Below are 20,571 nucleotides of genomic sequence, written 5' to 3'. Positions count from 1 at the left end.
AAAGTAAATAATTCAATTTATCATGGCACTCATAGGCTGATATTTTTATAAAATCTTTTCTATATTAGTTCAAGCCTTTCAAAAATTTTAAGTCTTTCATATCCACCAAGAAGGTCCTGCAACCGGTTCATGACTTACACTACTAAATGTAGTATCTGGTACTTGCATTTGCAGTTGTTTTACTATCTCTTCTGCCTCTGTTTTTTCTTTTTCTACTTTCCTCTTTTCTTTCTCTGCTACATCCCTTGCTTGTACTACTCTCGTTACTATGCTCAGCTTTAATCTGTCAATATCACCATCTCTGCTTTCTGGTACATTTTCCCCTACCTTCTCGCCTTCAATAAAACTTCTGCTTAATTTATCAAACTCATTTGCAAGTTTTGATAACCTTTCAAAGTCAGGCTCTTTTATTTCTCTCTTCAACTCTCTATACTCTCTACATAGGTTCTTAAATTTTGTTATATAACCTTCGTTTAAAACCAGAAAAGTATATTGGCACTCTAAAAACTTTTGTACTTCCTTATTTTGTTTTATTCTTTTTCTTGATATATCTTTATCATCTGCTTCATCGTATAGTAGATTAAGAGCTTTTTTCTCTGCCCTTTCCATTTCAACTTTCGCTTCTGCTTCTTCTCTAGCTCTTCTTTCTTCCTCTTTAGCTCTTCTTTCTTCTTCAGCCCTCGCTTCTGCTTCTTCTCTAGCTCTTCTTTCTTCTTCTGCTCTTCTTTCTGAGATTTCATTCTTACTTCTTAACTTCTCAATCTCTTTTCTTGTTTCTACTGATTTTTTCTTCAGATCCTTAGTCGTTAACAAGTTCTCTTTCGCTTCTCTCTCCAATTCTTGCTGTGTCTTAAATTTCTTACTTGACTCATTATTTTCTGAATTTTCTGATCTTAAATCCTCCAACTTAGCTTTACAATCTACTACCTCAAATTTACGACTTAGTGAATCAGTTCCTTGCCTTTTTAATACTTCTTCATAAAAAACGAGCTTGCCACCTTTTTCCTTCTTTACTTTATAACACTCCACCTCCTTTATTGCATTTTTATACTTCCCATGTAGCTCATCATAATATTTTATATAGTCGTATTCTGTCTCTAAAGAAAGTATTGAAGGTAATTCCCTTGCTGTTTTCAAACCACTTTTCAACGTATCTAAAGGGTTCATTACTCCTTTCTTTGCCACATTAAACAATCCTCTAGCATCTTTATTACTTAACATGCTGAAAAAATTCTTGCCTTTTAACCTTATTAAAAAAGTTCCCATCTCTTTTTCTTCCTCCTCTAGCTCGTCTAACATCTTTTTGAAGCTCTCTATTTTCTTCTTACTATAGTACTCATTAAAAGCATCTTTATTAGCACCAACCACACTCTGTTTTCCTATTTCATCATTGCACCTCTCTTTTATTACAGAACATACGTCTAATATCTCTTCTACTGCTACTCTTAACTTTTTACTTAAGCCTTCTATCTTTTCCTCTATTTCTTCTTTTAGTTTAGAGATCTTCTGTATTCCTTCTTCCTGATTTTTGTACTCTCTTTTCAATTGTGATTCTTTACCTTCAGCTCCTATGTATTGTTTTGGATTAGGGTACGTTATTCTCTTCTCTAAAACTATATCGTCTAATTTTATCAACTCTCTGTATTGTTCTAGCATTTGATCTCTTATTTCTGCAATTATTTCCTTCTTTTCGAAATATTGTTTCATTTCTAACGTCTTATGCGTCGAAATAATTTCCTCATACACACTATTCTCATCAATATCTTTTAACTTCTTTCCCAAAAACATTTTAAATTTACAGAATATAGTGTCACCAAAATGCCTTTCATGAACTTTTAATATTGCACTCACTGCCTTATATATCAGCTCAACTTTTTCGTATATTTCTCTTGCCTTTTCGTGCTTGTTTTTATCCGGATGATATACAACTAATAAACCCTTGAGTTCCCTTAGTACTTGATCAGGATCATCATGTAAAATGTATACTATATTTAAAGCCTGCTCTAGTGATAAATCCCCACTCAAGCGTTCTGCTCTCTCATAGAATCCACCTAGTTCCACATCTTGTGATTTATATGGCTTTACATGCCATAACAACGTTTTTGTATACCTAAATAACTTTTCGTATATTTCTTTAATACTTCTCTCATCTTTTCTCTCATCACAATAACGCAATCTATTTATATCCTCTTCAACACCTTTTCTATTCTCCCTTTTTTGCTCTACATAACTTAAAAACTTCTTTACTACACCTTTTTCAAGTTCAGTCTTAAATTTATTACTATTTCTTAATTGTGATGCATAGTCGTTAAACCCTGCTTGGTATATTCCATCTTCGTCTTTATACCCTTCATCTTTTATTTTTAATAAATAGTGCACATGCATACTAAACTCTGCACTGCTTACTATTCCCTTTATTGATTCTATGTAATCCTCTTCAACACACTCTTCTGCCTCCTCATAAAAAGAAAATGGCATAATCCCCCCTTTATAAATATTCACATAACCCCTAATATATTTTGTATAAAATAAAAAAGAGCCTCCTATGTAGCAAGATAACGCCATTAAACACAGAGCTTTATATTTTTTGGACAAAGAACATAATGATAGTCCGGTGAAAAACAGTGCCAATACTACTTGCCCCTTAGCAAATCTTTTGCCTTCAGCACAATCAGCTACACTTGGCATCCACCAAATTATTCTCAGCTTGCCAAATTCATAAATCAGAGCTTTCAACTCTTCAGAGCTTTTTGGAACATGATCTTCTTTCCACTTTAGCCTTTTATATATAATGCTCTTTAGCTTTTCCTTTTCTAAAAAGCTCAGAAATTCTTCTGCTCTCATATTTGCCAAGAAGGTCCTGCTATTTGCTCATGACCTACATCACTAAATTCAGAACTTGGTACTTGCATTTGCAGTTGTTTTACTATCTCTTCTGCCTCTGTTTTTTCTTTTTCTACTTTCCTCTTTTCTTTCTCTGCTACATCCCTTGCTTGTACTACTCTCGTTACTATGCTCAGCTTTAATCTATCAATATCACCGTCTCTGCTTTCTGGTACATTTTCCCCTACCTTCTCACCTTCAATAAAACTTCTGCTTAATCTATCAAACTCATCCGCAAGTTTTGATAGCCTTTCAAAGTCAGGCTCTTTTATTTCCCTCTTCAACTCCCTATACTCTCTACATAGGTTCTTAAATTTTGTTGTATAACCTTCGTTTAAAACCAGAAAAGTATATTGGCACTCTAAAAACTTTTGCACTTCCTTATCTTGTTTTATTCTTTTTCTTGATATATCTTGATCATCTGCTTCATCGTATAGTAGATTAAGAGCTTTTTTCTCTGCCCTCTCCATTTCAACTTTCGCTTCTGCTTCTTCTCTAGCTCTTCTTTCTTCCTCTTTAGCTCTTCTTTCTTCTTCAGCCCTCGCTTCTGCTTCTTCTCTACCTCTTCTTTCTTCTTCTGCTCTTCTTTCTGAGATTTCATTTTTCGCTGCCATAGCATAAAGTTCTTTCTGATTATTCATATCTTTTTCAGTAAGCTCGCTGTTGACTTGATGCTGTTCTAACGTTGCCTTTCTTATTTTGCACTCATCTTGTTGCTCAGCTATGTACTTTTTTCGATTGCCAATAAATTTTTCTGCTAGCTCTCTAAATGATAACGTCTTTTTTCTTGAATCATGTTGAGTTTTGTATATACCTTCAAACAATCCTTTATTTACCTGAAATACCCACAGATACTTAGAGTCTTTCTCGATATCTTCTATTGTTTTATAGAACAACTCATCATCCCCTGTTACAACACTTTTTTTCAAAGCCTTTTCACATATTTCAAGACTATTCTTCTCCCTTTCTATATAAGATTCCCAACAAGAAGGATGAAATAGCTTTGCCAGGCGAAATTCTTTTTTAGCTTTTTTTTCTAATTCATCTTTGTAAGAAATTAACTGATTTGCCAATCCTTGAAATTCATTATCAATTAAGGATAATAACAATCTTTTTGATTCTTCCCGCTTCGTTTTATCTAGTTTCCCTATTTTCTCTTCAACTTTTTCACGCGATCTTACATCTTTCTCGCTTTTGATGTTATCGTGAATAAAGCTTTTACATTCAACAAAACTTTTTATCTCTTGATATTGTCCATAATAGATAGGATGAAAAAGTCTTTGCATAAAACTAAATTCTAGCTCTTTCTCTAGTTCATATAACTTTTCTACACTCTCTTTCTTTCCAAAAACATTATTAACTATTTCTTTTTTTATATCCTCTGCTGTCTTCACATACTTACCAAGGCTTGCTTCCATACTTTTCAAGATATCGTCAGTAATCGACGCAGGAAACGCTTCTTTTATCTCTTCTAATTCCAACAATGGTAACTTTCCGTATAGAGATTCTTCCCTTTGTTGTTCCGTAAACTTTATTAATAGCATGTCTTTATATAGACGTTCAATCTCTGAAAAACTCAGGTCCGTTGGTAAAGAAAGTTTATCTTGAAATTCTCCTCCATTGCATATAGCTAGCAACTCTAAATCTTTCTTCTTATTGTCTCTTTCCCTATGACTTGCTGCTCTTTCTGCTATTTCATTTAGCATCTCTTGCTCTACTTCCGCAACAAGAGATACATCCATATTTTCTACTATATACTGTAAACCTCTTTCTACATCATCACTCAGGTTATTTTATATAATTGACTCACTTAAGATCACCTCATTCGCTCTACTGATAATTCTATGATTTACTCCCTCATGATTCATTCTTCCTCGGTAATCAGAGACATCAACACATTCCATGTTGGACAATAACGATTCTTTTACTCCAAGACTATCAGGTAAAATCTTAAGATAATCTTCCACTAACTTATTTATTACTCTTCTCATTGCTTCTTTGTTAAAGGAACTACCTAGCTCGCTCTTTGCACCACTGATTTCATCTTCCGTATAGGGAGAACCGCGCTTTACTATTTCTTTATGTAGTATATGTTTCTTATTCCTTTTTGCTTCATAAAGAACTTCACACAATAACTGTTCATACCAATTATCAAAAAAACTCTTGTCCTTTATTTTAAGTAACAGAGGTTTATTATCTTCAACCACTTTAAACGCTTTTCTTCTTTTACTATCATACGGTAATTCTGTTTTTTGCCTTTCTATATATGAGTACTTATCTTCCACTTCTTTTGCTTTTAATAGCACTCTCTCTAACTCTTTTACCTCTTCGCGAGAAATATAGTTATGATAAATTTCAATGACTTTTGGTAAGTCAAAAGTACATAAATTTGATACATCTGTTTTCTGAACATAACTTTCTAAATCAGAATCACTATTATTAGTTAGAGATTTTAAATTGCTACTTGACGATGGTAAAAGTGCTTTTTCTCTTAATCTAACCTCATTCTCTCTTATTTGTCTTTCTATATCCCTTTTTATGTTGTCTACAAAAATCTCTTTCTCTGGTTTTCGATACTCAGTTAGCACGTTAAGCAGAGCATTATATGCTTGATACTTTGCTTGTGCAATAACCGTTCTAGTAAGAAAAAAACTAGAACAATATAACGATAACCCAATTAGTGACCTTGTACCAATTAGTGCTTGCAGTAGTTTCAAATCTCCAGTTTTAATTATTTCTTCTACTTGTTCTTCAAACGGCTTATCAAAAAAACTCTGCATTTTACCTCTCTAGCTATACAATAAGCATACCTTAACTATCATTAAACCACAAATCAACAACTTTTTTTTGCATAAATTTTTAATTAATTTTGAGTTAAAACTTGACAATTTGTTGAAGGCATACACCATTGAGGTCCGTATAGAAGAAATTATCTTGTTTATATTATCTTCAAAGGAGGATGAGCAGTAATCGATTGTTCATCTACTCTCTCGAGCTTGGTGTTGGGCTTTATAGCATTATACATGGCAAAACCCATACAAACCAACCCAACGATCCCGCCAATTACCGCTATAACGTGTACTTTGGAATATTCAATCAGTAGATAAGATGCAACACAACTTACCAATAATACCGCACCAACAACACCAGCTACAATTGGTTGAATTGATGATTTTTCGTCTGCGGAATTTTCTTTACTGTCAAAATATAGTTCAGTTGGAGATGGGCCATCAGGCTCTTCCTCTGGTAAAGCATTCTGAGCTTTCTTGTTGGTTTCAAATATTAGCTCGCTATCTTTATTAATATCTCCATGCAATTGAGCGGTAGCTTTACTTTCCAATGTTAAATTATCTGTCGACTTCTCTCTTGATTCTGTATCAGTTTTGATTAATTTTCTTTTATGTGTGTGATTCATATAGGTCATAACAACTGATTTGTCAGATTAAGTCTGAATTTTAAATAGTTAAGTAACGTTGTGTTTTTGAATTGACTTTAATCTTTGATCATGCTTGTAATTTTGCATGACAAAAGGCTCCTTTGACGGAATGTAATTTTTTTGCACTTCACTTAAACAAGGAATTGTACTTTCTAGCTCTTTATATTTTTCCCATGGAGTTTTCCCTTGAAGAGAGCTATGAGGACGTTGTCTATTATAATGGTTTTCCCAATCTCTGAGTTTAATTTGTAGGTCAGGATCCTTGATGTTAACACTACTGTAAAATTCATCTAAATCTGTACGCTGAGCTCTTTCCACTTTACCGTTTAAATGCGGGGAAAATGGCTTGATAGGACGAAATTTGATTTTCCATTTTTTCAAATATTCTTGCACCCCATAAGCAAAAAATTCCTGTCCTCTATCGGTTTGAATTCTTTGACAATGAAATGGCATTTTTTCTCTTAGTTGTTCAAGAAAATCTAGAGTGTTTTCTGCAGTACGTCTTGGGTACAATGTAACAACTTTATAACGTGTACAATCATCTATAGCGGTATACTGATAAAGTCCAGAAGCTATTTTGCATACATCCATCTGTATACGTTCTCCTGGTACTTTACAGTTGTAACGCTTTATTTGTTTGCGGTAATGACGTTTAATACGTAAAAGACTTACATCATATTTTTTGAAAACTTTGTGTATAGTAGCCAATGAAAAAGAGAGATCATGTAAACGTTTCAATTCAGTTTGAATACGTCTTGCTCCTAATTTTCTAGTTTTTCTTAAGTGGAGAATAAGTTGATCACTAGATATATTGGTTTTTTGTAAAGGTGAGGTTTTAGGCCTGCTACTAAGATTTTCTAATCCTTTTTCACCAAACTCCTTGTAACGTTTACACCATTTGCGTAAGGTAAAGCGTGAAATATTATAGTGCTGACATACTCTTCCTGCATGACCTAATTTTTTATATAGGTTTACCCAATTCAGGCGTAGCTTAACTTTAGAGTCCATTTACTTGCGGCTTTTATTGTTGATATACTTCCCACCATAATTGTAATAAGGTATATAAACTATCACAAGTACAAATTTCTATTTGATCTTACATTTTTATTGTAATAACCTATATGAATCACACACTATTTAAAATTCAGACTTAATCTGACAAATCAGTTGTTATGACCTATATGAATCACACACATTATATCTATTCCTCTACAATGTTTGCTTTTATATATTAGTTACATTAATAACTTATTAATTACTCAATCAAGCGTTACACATAAAACTTCTCCATCTGCTCACTCCATAACATTGGTATTTCTCTCAAATCAACTAATTTTAAATCTTTCGATTGTTTACCATTTACTATGTCTTCTTTAATTTTTGGAGCTAAATAATTTAATCTTAAAATTTGTTGTATGCGTCTTGTACCTATATTAATTTTGGCACTCAGCTCTTTCACACTTCCATATTTTCCCTCTTCTAGTTCCCGTTTCCACAGGTAGGCTCTTACTACTGCTTTGAGTAACGCATTATTTGTTTTTCCTTCTGGCTCAATTACTGTGCATTTCTTTCCCTTCTTCTTTATTGATATAAATTTTTCCTCTAATTCAGAATATAACTCTATTCCATCCTCTCTCACCAATACTGCTTTTATTAACTTTTTCACTACTTCTTTCTGCTTTCCAAAGCTTAAATTTTCCCATAACTTTTCAATTTTTTCTTCGGTCTTTTCTCTCCATTTTTCATATAGCTGTTCAGCTTTCTTCATCACTTCTTTTTCTACTTCTCCGGCTACTATAGTTCTGTTTATTGATTCACAATTTTTTCCTCTTAAATGATTGTTGCATACATAATATCGATACCTTTTACTTTCCTTTTTTGCATAGGTCAAAGTCATATTTACATCACAGCTCTTGCACTTTATTATTCCCTTTAGCAATGCTTCTTCATATTTTGCTTTTCTATATGGCTGATTCCTTATCAATTCCTGTGCTTTTTGCCATTTTTCTTCTTCTATTATTGCTTCATGCTTTCCTTCATACTCTTTCTCATAATGCCTTATTTTTCCCATATATATTGGATTTGTTATTATTCTTCTCACCGTCGCTTTTTTAAAGATATCTGATTTTGTTCTGTAACCTTGGCTATTTAACTCCCTTGCCAATTCTGCCATTGACTTCAGCTCCAAATATCTTTCAAATATATAACTTACCACTTTTGCTTCTTTCTCATTTATTATTAATTCTTTATCCTTTACATCATATCCAAGCGGTAAAGTTCCACCCATCCATAACCCCTGCTCCTTTGATGTTGCTATTTTATTTTTTACTCTTTCTACAATCATTTCTCTTTCTAGTTGTGCTGCTCCTGACAATACCGTTTGTACAAACTTTCCCATTGGCGTATTATTATCAAATATCTGCGTTACTGCTACAAAATTTACTCGGTGCCTTCTAAAAAATGACGTTACTTCGATGCTGTCTTTTGTTTCCCTTGAGAGCCTATCTAGCGTATATACTACTACACAATCTACTTCTCCTCCTTTAACATCTTCAAATAATTCCTTTATTGCTGGTCTTTCTAAATTCTTTCCTGAGAAGCCTCCATCATCGTACCTTTTGGCCAATGCTACCCAGCCTTCTCTGCTCTTTATGTACTTTTCACATGCTACTCGCTGGGCATCAAGACTATTAAACTTTTGCTCTAGACCGTCTTCATTTGATTTTCTTGTATATATTGCGCATCTCACCTCTTTTAGCATTCTCAATTTCCACTTTTATCACGCATTCCAAATAATAAAGGTCCGTTGTAGCTCATTCCCATTATTTTTCCTGCCACTGCTGACAATGATGTATAAAACTCTTCTTTGTAGATTAAACCCTTGTCTGTTACCATTACCGCATGCGTTTCTTCCCCTCTCTCTAATATTAGCTCTGTTCCTGCTACTGGAAGTTTGTCACTACTTATTCTTTTTCCCTTCTCTAGCCGATCTGCCAGATACTCTAGTCTTTTTGTCCCCTTTCTTGACATTTCTCCATACGCTTTTTCCTGCATTCTATAAGCTAATCTTGGTATCAGATATTTCTTTGAATACCTAGGCGCCTCTTCCCCATATACCTTCTTCCATATTTTTCTCAGTTCACCCAAAGGTTTTTTCTCTAAATTCATTACTTTCTTTTCTACTTCTTCCTCCATATTTTTAGCCCTTCATAAATAGCTTTTCAATTCTGTCTGTTTCTTTCTTTAATACCTCGGTTATCTTTTTGCTATTTTTCGCATAATCCATCGCTGTCATTCCAAATTTATCCGCTTGCTCTATTTCTCCTCCAGCTTTCACTAGCTCTTCCACTATTTCCACTTTCCCCACCATACATGCAAGGTGCAATGGAGTGCATTTATTGTCCCAAATTTGGGAGAAAAACCCTGGACTTGAAGTCCATCCTTTTAAGAATATAATTTTAAGGTGAAAAATCTGAAAGAATGTGGAATATTATAGAAAAAGCAGTCACTCTGTATATATATCACATAGTGTGGATAACAAAATATCGATATCCAGTACTAGTTGGAGATATTGGAAAGAAAGCTAAAGAAGTTGTACAAGAAGTATGTGCAAATAATCAAGTAGAAATTATCAGAGGTAGAGTTGCGTCAAGTCATGTACACGTATACGTTTCTGTACCCCCATACTTAAGTATTAGTAAGTTAGTGCAGTTAATAAAAGGAAAAAGTTCCAGAAAAATCCAGCAAAACTTTCCAGAGCTAAAAAAGAGATACTGGGTTGTGGGCAGTAGGCTACTTTGTCAGGACTAGCGGAAATGTAACTGACGAAATGATAAAAAATTATATTGAAAATCACTCTAAAAAAGAAGATAAATTTGGTGACTTTCAAGTCGAAAGTTAGCATTCTATGCTCTCTCTCAATCTTTGGATTTTAATCCATAGTGGTTGAATACTCCTCCTTTTTCTCTCAGAAATTTACTTGCCTTTTTACTCTCTTCGCTATCACACAGACAATACTTTTCACTTTCCCAGATGTAATACATTGGTGTTGCACCATACTTATTTAGTTGATTAATTTCAGCCCCTGCTTCTACTAGCTCTTTTATTATTTCAACTCCTGCTCCTTTGCACGCAGAGTGCAGTGGCGTACATCCAGTGACATATTGAGTGGCATTTACTTCTGCTCCCGACCTTAGCAGCACTTTTACATTTTCTAAGCTTTTCGCAAATACTGCACAGTGTAGAGGTGTATAACCACTTTTATCTCTTGCATTTACCTCTGCCCCTTTTTTTATTAATAACCTCACTGTTGTGTAATCGAAGATTTCTACTGCTTGGTGCAATATCGTCTCTCCTTCTTCATTTCTTTTATTAATATCGTTACTTGATACTTCTTTAAAAAACTTACTAAAAGATTCTTTCTTTACCTTACTAAAACTCATTGCATACCTCACAAAATTAGCTTTTTCAGCGCCAGACAAATTTCTTATATTTACCTGCTGCTATTCAAGTCATGTCCGTTTTAGCATAAGAAAGCAAGTCCTTTCTTTTTATTTCATATACTTTAACCTATTACTAATATAATATGTGAGAATCTCAATATAAATACTTAACTTATTATAGATATTACTTGACTCTTTTTCCAACTTCTGTACAAATGTCGATGTTCGTGCCATTTCAGTACTCCTGGGTAAAATACTAAAATGTGCTTTTCTAACTCGTGTATTGAGTCTTTTTGCTCTAAATCGTTTTTATAGTAAACATTGTGTTCTGCTAAACCGTATCTTGTAATCTTCTGATCGGTATAATTTTCTACTTTGTAGTTGTGAGTAATACTGAATCTTTCTAAAATTGGCTTGTGTTTTAAACTCCAATGTTGCCCTGAAAGTTTATCGTTTCCCAATACAAATTTATTTCCTTCTTCTTCTATGCTATCAACCGGAAAGCACGCATTTGTTTCTCCTAAGTTCCAACTGTCCGATAATATAACTTGCGCTTTCGCAAACTTTATTTCTGGTAATAAGCTCTGTGGTAGTGGATATAGTGCTTTTAAATTGTACCACTGATGATTTCTTTCATAAATGCCTTTATAATCCCTTGTGTGAGGTTCTGTTTCCCCAAGTACTGCTACATCTAAGCGATATATGTCATTACTAAATGCTTGCTCATAATGGTTACGTAGATAACTCTCTATAACCTTAATTGATGTACCACTAAACCAAAAAAAATTTACTCTTCCAAACGATAATACTGGTCCATCTTTTTCAATTTTTATCCCTGAGTAATCCGATAACAAATTTCCAAAAAAGCTTTCATCTAATATAAACCTATCAACGTTATAGTGATCATTGAAAATCCTCATTAGCCGCGATCTTGCTGGTAACGATAGTTTTGCAAGTTCTACTACTGCATCTACAAAAAAGTCATTTGGAACATCTTTTATTCCTATCTGTAATTCAAAAAAGTGCTTGCCAGATGGCTCCTCAATAATTGTAATATCTTCTATATTCGCCCACTTTAGTGCTATTTTGAGTGATGCTGGAGTTCCTCTCAGTCTTTGAAATTTTACTCCTTCTACTACGGCTTTTCTTTTATCCTTTATCCAACGTAGAATTTCCCCCAATTCATATTCCTCAATCAACCACGGCAATGTTTCTTCTTTAAGATTAAACTTAAATCCTTTGATACAGCTTGGATCTACTTTATAATCTATCGCATCTACTAGCGCTTTCTCCTGGTTTGTTGCATTTGGGGGTAGTAACATTAGTTTTTATTTATCGATTTGACTCGTGATTTAAAGTATTGAACTCCTTTCTTTAAAGCTCTCAGGACCAGATTTAAAATCATTAAGTAATCCTCTTGGCAATTTATTATCAGCTTTACTGTTATCGCTATGGTACAGAACAGCTGCTGCAACAATAATACAACCTACTACTATTCCTGCTGCTACAAAACTTCCTTGAACAATAAGATATATAGATAATGGAAACATTACTGTAATAGCTACCAATGTTGAAGTAGTTATTGCTTTTTTTGCATTGTTATACTTAGGTATTTGATCATCAACAGTAGAAGTATTTGAGCGGCTTTTGGCAGCATGTAATATTTCTCTTATTACTTTAATATTATCCTCCCTTTCCTTTCGAGTTGGTAATGTTGCAACTACAGATTTATTTTCATCATACTTTTCCTCAGATTCAAATTTATATCCCCCAGTTATGCTCTCTATGATTTTCTGAGTGTCCTCATAACTATAGCCAATCATATCAATAGGTTTCTCGCCCTTGTAATTGACAGCATCAGGATTTGCTCCTTTGTCTAATAATCTTTGAATTAATTCTGGAGAATCACCTCTAAGGCATGCTATGTGTAACGGTGTCATACCATTAGAAAGATGAATACAATTTATATCAAGGTCTTCTCTTTCTAGTAATTTACTTATAATATCCATTTGTTTCAAAAGCCCTGAACATTTGTTTAACATTTTTTTCTCTGCATCTATACTATTTCTTATACATAGCTTTCGTTCCAAATTTTCCTCGTATTGAGGTAATATCAATTCACCTTGATTGATGTGTTCCTGAAGATTATCACAAATCCTACTATAGTCATCTTCGTTAATATGATTCCACCCTTTAGATATAGCAAGAAGAATCGGATTATTACCATAGAGTACACTATACTTGTTAATGTTTTCATCTTTCTCAATATCACCTTTTGCAACAGATGAATTTGATATATCAAACATTAGCTCAGTATTTTCACCCACTAAGATATTATTGCTCTCTAAGTGAAAACAAGGTATGCTTGATCGAAACTTTCCTGGAGGTATGAGCCGTCCAACACTTTCTCTCCATTCCACTGGTTCAGAATCTTCATCAAACCCGTTATTGCGCTCATCTATAATATAAAAGTAGACTCCTTTTTCAATTAACAGTTTGGACATATTCAAGCAGTCTTTGTGACCTTCTTTAACAATATCATCGATTTTTCTTTTAATTTGCACGTCAAGTTCATCATTTCGTATACTGTGCTTTTCATAAATTATTTTTTTAAGCTCTTCTTCACTCAATTGTGATAACCAACTTGCAAAATTTTCCAAATTACATTGAATATTCTGCTCTATTTTTCCTGTCATAACTATTTTCTAATTCATATATCACTTAATAATAATATATAATATTTTAATTATTATCAACTTATTTGTGTGATTCATATAGGTTATTACAATAAAAATGTAAGATCAAATAGAAATTTGTACTTGTGATAGTTTATATACCTTATTACAATTATGGTGGGAAGTATATCAACATTCAACCACTATGGATTAAAATCCAAAGATTGAGAGAGAGCATAGAATGCTAACTTTCGACTTGAAAGTCACCAAATTTATCTTCTTTTTTAGAGTGATTTTCAATATAATTTTTTATCATTTCGTCAGTTACATTTCCGCTAGTCCTGACAAAGTAGCCTACTGCCCACAACCCAGTATCTCTTTTTTAGCTCTGGAAAGTTTTGCTGGATTTTTCTGGAACTTTTTCCTTTTATTAACTGCACTAACTTACTAATACTTAAGTATGGGGGTACAGAAACGTACACGTGTACATGACTTGACGCAACTCTACCTCTGATAATTTCTACTTGATTATTTGCACATACTTCTTGTACAACTTCTTTAGCTTTCTTTCCAATATCTCCAACTAGTACTGGATATCGATATTTTGTTATCCACACTATGTGATATATATACAGAGTGACTGCTTTTTCTATAATATTCCACATTCTTTCAGATTTTTCACCTTAAAATTATATTCTTAAAAGGATGGACTTCAAGTCCAGGGTTTTTCTCCCAAATTTGGGACAATAAAAGAAGAGAATCCAAAGACTTTCTACCACTGGACATTAGGGTTAGGTCAAAAGGCTGAATAATGGAAGCTGTATAAATCGAGAGATTTACGTACAGTTTTGCGAGAGACTGACTGGGGAAGTTCCGCCGGTCTACTCTCCAAGATTTCACTTAATTCTACCAAGAGAAGCAGTACCTAATTCTTTCGCTTTGAATCTTTTATCTTTGCTTAGTAAGGGAAATGAGCTGGCTTTACCTATTATATTAAAATACCTTTCTTGCAGAACTGTATTTAAAGATTTTGGTCAAAAACTACAGGCTAAAATGGATCAAGATATAAAAGAACAAAACGATTCTAAAATTTCTCAGGAGATTGAGTTATGCAAAAAAGACATTTTAAATCTTCTCAATGGTGGTAAATCAGTATTAGACGTTCAATTGAAGCAGCGGTATAAAAAATACTATTCGTTAATAGATAATGAGATTGAAGAGTTAAAGACTCAAATTTTAAAAGAACTAGAAGATTATATTAGCAATACTAACGTTAATAAAATGTATCGAAGCCTTAATAATAAAAAGAAAAACGAAAAATCATTAAAAGAAGTAGCGTTAGGATCTTGTTCATTGGGTGGAATTTGCTTGTTAATATTTTTTTCACTTGGTTTTTTTATTTTTTTAGCAACAACCATTGACCCACCTGCTCATATGAGTATGTATAAAGTAAAGGTTTTTAGGTGTATAGGAGCTTCACCTTTAGTTTTTGCATCATTAGCACTCACAGTAGCAGGTGTAGCTTACTTAACAAGTTGTTATCTAAATCATAGTTTTACAAAAGAAATACAAGACTATATAGAGCAACCAGTAAAATGTATGGATAAAGCAACTAATAATAAAGAATCAGACAATTTTCCTTCTGACAATTATGAAAAAGTACAACCTTCAGCACCGCTTGAGGAACTACTACCTTCATACGAGGAATCGTGTTCATCACCACCGTCATACGAAGAATCGTGTCACAGTAGTTTAGGTTATATTCAACCATCTAATCCAATACAGCAAAATCAGTTGTTGTGATGAAGGTATTAAAGAAAACAAGCAAAATTACATTTGTAATTTTGCTTCCTTTATCATCACTTAGAAATAGCTGGTTATGTTATGCTTGCCTATACTTGATTAAGTATATCAATAGGTAAATAAATCTTAATACAACTTTATTATACTGGTAAATACATTTTATAGAATGAAAGCATGGAAGATTTTATAACGGCAAGAAGGAAAGATGATGCTGTGATATCTGTTTCTCAGGATAATGAGAAAAAAAACGTGTTAATCTTGGGACTCAATCAAGCAGCAAGGAATTTATTAAAATGTGAAGAAGGGAATTTACTTAATAAGCCGTTAATCAATATTTTAAGTGCAAGAGCAGCTGAAGATATGAAAAGCTATTTGGAGTATACTGAAGATGGGCGCGATTTGCCCGATATATTGCCAAAAGTGATAGGCTTTTCTTTAATCGACGCTAAAGGAGAAGATATAAAAACAAAGGTAAAAGTTTTTCGCACAACGCAATTTACTAATAGCAAGATTAATTATGAGCTATTGATACGTGACATTAGCCTGTTTCATAAGCTAGCAATGTTTAGGGATAAATATCTGATGGGTAAGAAATATAGAAAACACAACTTGTTTGATATACCAGACAATGATTCAACGATTTTGGAGTTATATGTCATATTGAATTTTGCCTTTGAATATCAAATTAATGCAGTTATAGGAATAATAGGTTTAAACAGCAGTTGTAATAAGGAAAATGATACACTAAAAATTATCATAGAACATTTTTATAAAAATTGCCGTAGTGATGATTTTTTAGGATGTATTGATGAGAATAAGGTACTTTTTATTTTGATGAACTGTGATGCAAATAACACATCTAAAATAGTTAATCGTATACATTCTTCCATTAACAAGCAGTTATTAAAGCGAAAACTATCAAGCATATCAATTATTTATGGAAATATAATTCAAAAACATAGTGTGAAGAATGCTTAAACGCTTTTGTCATTAATTGGTTTGTAGTATCTAAGTTCTACACAATATAAGGATTGTTTTTTATTTCTGTTAAGCTTATATTAAGAATTTAAGCTTACCTATGAGGTTACTAATCACACTATTTTTATCATTACTTGTGGGAGGAAGTGCTAACGCTAGGGTAATTCTGGATAAGGAGATGTTTTATGTAGAACTAGATGGAAAAGTAGATTTAAGATTTGGCTACGCTTTCAATAAAGATTCTTTTAGCTCTACAAAAGACAAGACCTCAAGCTATTCAGACCTGCGCTTTCTTTATTTGCAGCAAGTTTATCCAAATACACAACTGGGGTTTAATGTTAAGGTAGGAGTTTCTGGTATTGCAAACTTAAAGGCACTAGACATAGAAAAGTTAGAAATGGAGAAGTGGTATTTTATCATAAAGAACCAGGAATTTGGATCAATTGAATATGGTAAAGGAAGTTTAGTTAGTCAGAGTATGTTAATTAACACTTCAAAAATTTACACAGCTGCCGGAGGAATAAATGGTCATTGGACAAATTACTCAAATTTGCGCGGTAATGAAAAAAAAGATAATGATCCTGGGTATGATAAAGATGAGGTATTTTGGGTAAAACCCAATATTTACAGCGACTATAATGGACTAGAGCTGAAGTTAAAACAACCAACGATAAACTATATTTCTCCTGAAATCTATAACTTTCAACTTGGACTCAGTTATGTTCCAGGAAAAAATAATTTGCAATATAACAATCTAATAGCCGCTGGTCTTTCCTATAAAAATGGCTTATCAGATGAAATAAATTTTACTACTGCTTTTACTGGTGAGTTTGCAAGAGAAAATTTAACTGATTGCTCGGATGGTACTTCTGAAAATTATAAATGCCGTAATCAATTGCTACACTGGAATTTTGGCTTGAAGCTAAAACTTTTTGAACTTGATTGCATTTTTTCGTACGGTAATGGCGGTAAATCTGGTGAGAAACGTAGTCCTGAAACAAGTAATATGAATTATATAAATGCAGGTGTTGCTTATCATTCTGATTCTCGTAAAGTGAGCTTAACATATTTTAGTAGTAGCAGGGATATTGTAGGCAAAGGTACAAACGAATTAACATCACAGGCTTTCAGTCTTGAATATCCATTAGCTCTTGGCACTTCATACTACTTCGATATTGTAAAATTTAGTACCAAAGAACCTGAAATCGAAAGTAATAACTCCGGGTATGTGCTTTTGGCTGGGCTGAAGCTAAGTTTTTAATGAAATAACCGGTTTGTAAGTGTTGTAATGTGGTAAATAGTAAGCAATGAGAGTAAAATCGAGTTGTTAATATATGTGCTATTTGATATGATAAAAATAACTATTATATAAGATTTTTAATAAAAAGACATTATGTCACTAATCCAAGTGTAGGCGATTATTAATTAGTAAACCAAATCCTTCACAAAAGAGTACCTCATTTGATTCTCTTTTTTCTTTTTTATATATAGAAAAATTAGATAGTATTGTGAGTGCGGTTTTTTCTGTATTCTGATGCTTCTCAATTCTATAGTTCTCGGGTTAAATTTTCTTTTTTTACTGTTATTTCTCTTTTTCGTCGTAAAAAAGAATAGAAAGCTAAGTGAGGAGAAAGCAAATCTTGAACTTAAATTAGAGCGTGAGCTTCAAGAGGCAAAGCGAACTTTACTGAATAAGGATGAAGAGATAGTTGGGTTGAAAGTCAAAAAAGCAGAGCTTGAAGTAATTCTACAAAAAGAGCGTGAGGAAAAGAAAAAGGAAATAGAATTACTAACAAAAGCAGAGGAGAGGCTTACAAACACTTTTAAAGCTCTCTCTCTTGATGCTTTGCAGGTAAACAACAATAATTTTCTGAATTTAGCGAAGGAAGTAATCGATAGTAAGCTAAAAGAAACAGAAAGTGATTTCAAAAAAAGGCAAGCAACGATCAACGAAGTTGTCACTCCAATAAAAGAAAAGTTAGAAAAATTCGATAGTGAAATACGTGACCTAGAGAAGGAGAGGGTAGGGGCCTATGAAGGTTTAAGGGAGCAAATTGGAGCATTAATGAGTCAAACTTCTAGCCTTGCTAACGCCCTGAGGAAGCCTCACATTAGGGGAAAATGGGGTGAAATGCAGCTAAAAAGAGTAGTAGAAATGGCGGGAATGATTGAATATTGCGATTTTTTGACTCAAGCTTCAGTAATTGATAAAAATGAGGACAATTTGTTGCGTCCTGATTTGATAATAAAAATGCCATCAGGAAAGCAAATAATAATAGATGCTAAAGTACCACTTGATTCTTACATGGATGCTATGTCGCAAAATGATTTACAGATACAAAAGGAAAAATTGAAGAATCATTCTCTGGCAATAAAAAAACATATAAATGATCTAGGCAGAAAGGAATATTGGAACCAATTTGAAAATACGCCAGAGCTTGTGGTACTTTTTTTAACAGGAGAAGGGGTTTTCAGTGCAGCACTAGAATGTGAACCAGCTTTGATAGAAATTGGAATAGAAAAAAAAGTAATTATTGCAACACCAATCACTTTAATCGCGCTACTTAGGGCAGTAGCCTATGGATGGAAGCAAGAGATGATAGCTGAAAATGCAAAGAAAATAAGTGAACTAGGCCATATTTTATATGAGCGAATCTGCACAATGGGCGAAAATTTTGATAATTTACGCAGAAGCTTAAAAAGTGCTGTTGATCATTACAATAAAACTGCTGGTTCGCTTGAGGCAAGAGTGTTTCCTGCTGCCCGAGAATTCAATAAGCTTGGTATACATGCAAAAAATAAAGAACTCACTGCTGCAAAAGAGTTGGAATCTTTACCACGCAGTTTACATGCTGAGAGGTTGAAAGTAGATTAGTATTTCAGGTCTCCTTAACTTACATTTGCTGATTAAAACAACTTTCTAAAAATTTTTTTTATATAGCTCAATTTCTGCACATCATTTGCTGTATAAACAGGTATAGTTTGTTGCTCAGTACCAGGTATTTCTACAAAAATTTTGCCCACTTCTTGACCTTTTTTAATTGGTGCGGGTACCATATCTTTATACTCAATACGCACTTTAATTTTATCATGTAATCTGCGGTTATAAGTTATGGTAACATCGTTTGCAACTGTAACGGGCACCTTTTTATCTTTTCCATAAACAATATTTATTTCTTCAACTACGCTATCCTTAGCAAATATTTTCTTGGTATTAAAATGATTTAAGGAATATTGTATTAGTCTTTTTGCTTCCTCTATTCGCTCTTTCTCGGTGTCCAAACCATTCACAACAGCAAAAATTCTCCTATCGTTCCGTTTTGCAGATACTATAATTCCATAACCACCAGCACTTGTATGACCTGTCTTTAGACCATCAACTCCAATATCATGGAAAAGTAAAAGATTTTTATTTTTTTGTACAATATCGTTATATGTCAAATATTGTTCAGAGAATAGATCATAGTATTCAGGAAAATCAGTAAAAATCCTTTTTGCCAGTGTTACCAAGTCTTTTGCGCTCATAAAATGGTTTTCATCTGGCCACCCGCTTGAGTTAACAAAATGACTATCATTAAGATTTAAATCTTGTGCAACTTCATTCATTTCAGCAACAAAATTCTCTTCTGATCCTGCGATACCCTCGGCTAGCGCTATGCATGCATCATTACCTGAGGCAATTGTAATTCCTTCAAGTAGTTCTTTTACCGTAACAAATTGACCTTCTTTCAAAAACATAGAAGAGCCTTTCCTTTCCCATGCTTTTCTACTTACTCGAAATTTATCTTCCATTTTTATTATTCCAGCTTTTAGATAGTCAAAAGCTACATATAAAGTCATTAACTTACTCATTGAAGATGGGGCCATTTTTTCCCTGGAATTGTGTTCAAAAATGAACGAGTCTGAAGCTAAATCTAAGACAATTGCTTGCTTTGCTTTGGTTCTAAACTGATATGAGTATGAGTAAAAAGGAAATATAAAAATTAATAGCAAAGTTACTAATTTGCTTAACATATTTATAATTTTAAATTTATAGTGTACTAATTAATAGTATGATTTTGCACGAGCATTTCAATAGATCTCTCGCATAAAACTTCCTTGACAAACTGCGCCAGCCCCCTTATTATGACAATAAGAGTATTTATCCTTGTTTTCGATCCGCGCGGGTTCAACAACAAAAATTCAGTAAAAAACTCAGATATTTATTGGCAAATTACATAAAAATTATAGCGGCTGCATGTCTTTTTTATTTTTTCTACATTCAGCCAAAACGCGCTTATTTTAAGCGTTAGCACATTATTACAGCGCCAATTTACATTATTATAGGGTCAAAACTCGTTACACGGGGATTTTT

The 20,571-nt window shown here is 33.2% G+C and carries 14 protein-coding genes and 4 pseudogenes; 5 read left to right on the top strand and 13 right to left on the bottom strand.

Features of this window, described 5'->3' with window-relative positions; genetic code table 11:
• Window positions 1–96: 96 nt before the first annotated feature.
• The 8 genes and pseudogenes from AAHF52_RS00990 to AAHF52_RS00955 all read right to left on the bottom strand — a co-directional run.
• Complete coding sequence (locus AAHF52_RS00990; protein WP_342068432.1) at window positions 97–2,853, bottom strand: hypothetical protein; 2,757 nt, start codon at window positions 2,851–2,853, stop codon at window positions 97–99.
• Window positions 2,841–4,625, bottom strand: coding sequence for a hypothetical protein (locus tag AAHF52_RS00985; protein WP_342068431.1), 1,785 nt, complete (start codon window positions 4,623–4,625; stop codon window positions 2,841–2,843). The genes AAHF52_RS00990 and AAHF52_RS00985 overlap by 13 nt, the downstream gene beginning before the upstream one ends.
• A gap of 51 nt (window positions 4,626–4,676) precedes the next feature.
• Complete coding sequence (locus AAHF52_RS00980) at window positions 4,677–5,663, bottom strand: hypothetical protein (protein WP_342068430.1); 987 nt, start codon at window positions 5,661–5,663, stop codon at window positions 4,677–4,679.
• A gap of 158 nt (window positions 5,664–5,821) precedes the next feature.
• A complete protein-coding gene (locus AAHF52_RS00975; RefSeq protein ID WP_264687678.1) occupies window positions 5,822–6,298 on the bottom strand; it encodes a hypothetical protein in 477 nt (158 codons plus the stop codon).
• Window positions 6,299–6,346: 48 nt separating this feature from the next.
• Entirely contained in the window at window positions 6,347–7,327 is a 981-nt protein-coding gene (locus tag AAHF52_RS00970) for an IS481 family transposase (RefSeq protein WP_019078870.1), read from the bottom strand.
• 262 nt (window positions 7,328–7,589) lie between these two features.
• Entirely contained in the window at window positions 7,590–9,080 is a 1,491-nt protein-coding gene (locus AAHF52_RS00965) for a recombinase family protein (RefSeq protein WP_264376848.1), read from the bottom strand.
• A gap of 2 nt (window positions 9,081–9,082) precedes the next feature.
• Window positions 9,083–9,514: a DUF2924 domain-containing protein gene (locus AAHF52_RS00960; protein ID WP_052264947.1), complete on the bottom strand. Its 432-nt coding sequence runs from the start codon at window positions 9,512–9,514 to the stop codon at window positions 9,083–9,085.
• Window positions 9,515–9,518: 4 nt separating this feature from the next.
• A pseudogene (locus AAHF52_RS00955) lies at window positions 9,519–9,725 on the bottom strand (ankyrin repeat domain-containing protein); the annotation flags it as partial.
• A 76-nt stretch (window positions 9,726–9,801) separates the two neighbouring features.
• Here AAHF52_RS00955 and tnpA (AAHF52_RS00950) point away from each other — a divergent pair.
• Window positions 9,802–10,220, top strand: a pseudogene (tnpA, locus tag AAHF52_RS00950) (IS200/IS605 family transposase).
• A 49-nt stretch (window positions 10,221–10,269) separates the two neighbouring features.
• On the opposite strand, the pseudogene AAHF52_RS00945 reads toward tnpA (AAHF52_RS00950), so the two are convergent.
• From AAHF52_RS00945 to tnpA (AAHF52_RS00930), 4 genes and pseudogenes are all read right to left on the bottom strand, one after another.
• Window positions 10,270–10,761 (bottom strand): annotated as a pseudogene (locus AAHF52_RS00945) (ankyrin repeat domain-containing protein); the annotation flags it as partial.
• A 167-nt stretch (window positions 10,762–10,928) separates the two neighbouring features.
• Complete coding sequence (locus AAHF52_RS00940) at window positions 10,929–12,083, bottom strand: phage tail protein (RefSeq protein ID WP_096097268.1); 1,155 nt, start codon at window positions 12,081–12,083, stop codon at window positions 10,929–10,931.
• 30 nt (window positions 12,084–12,113) lie between these two features.
• A complete protein-coding gene (locus AAHF52_RS00935; protein WP_230609077.1) occupies window positions 12,114–13,457 on the bottom strand; it encodes an ankyrin repeat domain-containing protein in 1,344 nt (447 codons plus the stop codon).
• 223 nt (window positions 13,458–13,680) lie between these two features.
• Window positions 13,681–14,099: pseudogene (gene tnpA, locus AAHF52_RS00930) on the bottom strand (IS200/IS605 family transposase).
• Between the two features lie 291 nt (window positions 14,100–14,390).
• Between tnpA (AAHF52_RS00930) and AAHF52_RS00925 the strand changes: the two are divergent.
• The 4 genes from AAHF52_RS00925 to AAHF52_RS00910 all read left to right on the top strand — a co-directional run bounded on the left by AAHF52_RS00925 (window position 14,391) and on the right by AAHF52_RS00910 (window position 19,092).
• On the top strand, window positions 14,391–15,239 hold the full coding sequence (locus tag AAHF52_RS00925) for a hypothetical protein (protein ID WP_342068429.1): 849 nt from the start codon (window positions 14,391–14,393) through the stop codon (window positions 15,237–15,239).
• Window positions 15,240–15,413: 174 nt separating this feature from the next.
• Window positions 15,414–16,217: a hypothetical protein gene (locus AAHF52_RS00920; RefSeq protein WP_007302848.1), complete on the top strand. Its 804-nt coding sequence runs from the start codon at window positions 15,414–15,416 to the stop codon at window positions 16,215–16,217.
• A 100-nt stretch (window positions 16,218–16,317) separates the two neighbouring features.
• The gene (locus tag AAHF52_RS00915) at window positions 16,318–17,478 is read left to right on the top strand and encodes a porin (RefSeq protein ID WP_007302847.1); all 1,161 of its coding nucleotides are present in this window, start codon (window positions 16,318–16,320) and stop codon (window positions 17,476–17,478) included.
• Window positions 17,479–17,751: 273 nt separating this feature from the next.
• Window positions 17,752–19,092, top strand: coding sequence for a DNA recombination protein RmuC (locus AAHF52_RS00910; RefSeq protein WP_007302846.1), 1,341 nt, complete (start codon window positions 17,752–17,754; stop codon window positions 19,090–19,092).
• Between the two features lie 32 nt (window positions 19,093–19,124).
• Here AAHF52_RS00910 and AAHF52_RS00905 read toward each other — a convergent pair whose 3' ends face one another.
• Window positions 19,125–20,231, bottom strand: a complete 1,107-nt coding sequence (locus AAHF52_RS00905; protein WP_012482049.1) for a D-alanyl-D-alanine carboxypeptidase family protein — start codon at window positions 20,229–20,231, stop codon at window positions 19,125–19,127.
• Window positions 20,232–20,571: the final 340 nt, after the last annotated feature.

Source organism: Wolbachia endosymbiont (group B) of Melanargia galathea (genome assembly GCF_964030625.1).
Lineage (GTDB): Bacteria > Pseudomonadota > Alphaproteobacteria > Rickettsiales > Anaplasmataceae > Wolbachia.
This window is presented reverse-complemented; position numbering and strand designations above follow the sequence as displayed.

Excerpts from the sequence above, each read along its gene's own strand:
- AAHF52_RS00985 (WP_342068431.1), bottom strand. The coding sequence starts at position 4,625 with ATGGATGTATCTCTTGTTGCGGAAGTAGAGCAAGAGATGCTAAATGAA.
- AAHF52_RS00980 (WP_342068430.1), bottom strand. The coding sequence starts at position 5,663 with ATGCAGAGTTTTTTTGATAAGCCGTTTGAAGAACAAGTAGAAGAAATA.
- AAHF52_RS00975 (WP_264687678.1), bottom strand. The coding sequence starts at position 6,298 with ATGAATCACACACATAAAAGAAAATTAATCAAAACTGATACAGAATCA.
- AAHF52_RS00970 (WP_019078870.1), bottom strand. The coding sequence starts at position 7,327 with ATGGACTCTAAAGTTAAGCTACGCCTGAATTGGGTAAACCTATATAAA.
- AAHF52_RS00965 (WP_264376848.1), bottom strand. The coding sequence starts at position 9,080 with ATGCTAAAAGAGGTGAGATGCGCAATATATACAAGAAAATCAAATGAA.
- AAHF52_RS00960 (WP_052264947.1), bottom strand. The coding sequence starts at position 9,514 with ATGGAGGAAGAAGTAGAAAAGAAAGTAATGAATTTAGAGAAAAAACCT.
- AAHF52_RS00940 (WP_096097268.1), bottom strand. The coding sequence starts at position 12,083 with ATGTTACTACCCCCAAATGCAACAAACCAGGAGAAAGCGCTAGTAGAT.
- AAHF52_RS00935 (WP_230609077.1), bottom strand. The coding sequence starts at position 13,457 with ATGACAGGAAAAATAGAGCAGAATATTCAATGTAATTTGGAAAATTTT.
- AAHF52_RS00920 (WP_007302848.1), top strand. The coding sequence starts at position 15,414 with ATGGAAGATTTTATAACGGCAAGAAGGAAAGATGATGCTGTGATATCT.
- AAHF52_RS00915 (WP_007302847.1), top strand. The coding sequence starts at position 16,318 with ATGAGGTTACTAATCACACTATTTTTATCATTACTTGTGGGAGGAAGT.
- AAHF52_RS00910 (WP_007302846.1), top strand. The coding sequence starts at position 17,752 with ATGCTTCTCAATTCTATAGTTCTCGGGTTAAATTTTCTTTTTTTACTG.
- AAHF52_RS00905 (WP_012482049.1), bottom strand. The coding sequence starts at position 20,231 with ATGTTAAGCAAATTAGTAACTTTGCTATTAATTTTTATATTTCCTTTT.